Annotated in this window: 1 protein-coding gene; it reads left to right on the top strand. The window is 40.9% G+C overall.

Annotation, left to right across the window (positions count from 1 at the left end; genetic code table 11):
* Positions 1 to 674, top strand: a 674-nt coding sequence (locus tag ACFIMW_RS09455; RefSeq protein WP_375608921.1) for a DUF3987 domain-containing protein, incomplete at both ends; no start/stop codon positions are given.

The following is a 674-nucleotide window of genomic DNA, read 5'->3' on the forward strand; positions in this document are numbered from 1 at the left end:
GGCAATGGCGTGCGGATTGCTCCAAAACAACATGATGATTGGAAGATTGTCCCTAATCTCTGGGGCGCTCTTATTGGTCAACCTTCAACCATGAAAACACCTACCATGCAAGCCGCTTTAACTCCTATCACTTGCCTTCAAAAGAAATGGTATAAAGACTGGCTAAAGCAGAAAGAGAGACAAGAAATTGAAGAGATACTTGAAACTTTAGACAAGTCTGAAAAGAAAAAACAAGCCCATAAAGCAATAAAAAAAGGAGATCTTGAAACAGCCCATGCTCTTTTGTCTGAAACCCTCTCTAAAGACAATGCGCGTGATGATGATGTCTCTCGTTTTATTGTCAATGATGTGACCGTTGAAAAGCTTGGGGAACTTTTAAAAGAAAACCCCCGTGGTCTCTTGATGGTGCGTGATGAATTATCCGGTTTCTTAACAGATATGGAACGGAAGGAATATCAAACAGACCGTTCCTTTTATTTGGAAGCTTTTAATGGAGATGGTCAATTTACTTATGACCGGATTGGGCGTGGAACCATTTTTATTCCCAATGCAACCGTCTCTATTATAGGGGGCATTCAACCCTCTCGCATTCTGCCCTTTATACGCAATGTTTTATATGGCAAAGGCAATGATGGTTTCTTACAACGCTTTCAAATGCTTGTCTTTCCCGATGA

Source organism: Bartonella sp. AC329YNZD (assembly GCF_042196685.1).
Lineage (GTDB): Bacteria > Pseudomonadota > Alphaproteobacteria > Rhizobiales > Rhizobiaceae > Bartonella.